1 protein-coding gene is annotated in these 252 nt (G+C 48.0%); it reads left to right on the forward strand.

What is annotated here, in order from left to right:
- On the forward strand, positions 1-252 hold a 252-nt coding region (locus AAEY75_RS16285; protein WP_352260191.1), incomplete at both ends, for an iron chelate uptake ABC transporter family permease subunit.

The raw sequence follows: 252 nt of genomic DNA on the forward strand, positions 1-252 counted from the left end.
GCATTAGCCTATTTATCTGTGTCATCACTGCGGTGTTTGTCTGGCGCTGGCGTTACCAGTGTGATGTGCTGATGCTCGGACAAGCCCAAGCCATTAACCTTGGTATCAATTATCAACGTCTGGCATTTGGCCTATTAACTGTTATCGCAGTGCTAGTCGCCACAGCCACTGCACTGGTCGGTCCAGTGACTTTCTTTGGTCTATTGGTTTGTGCATTGACCAATCGTATCGCTCGACACATGTATCATACTG

The sequence above is a fragment of the Psychrobacter sp. TB55-MNA-CIBAN-0194 genome (assembly GCF_040309505.1).
Classification (GTDB): Bacteria; Pseudomonadota; Gammaproteobacteria; order Pseudomonadales; family Moraxellaceae; genus Psychrobacter; species Psychrobacter fozii.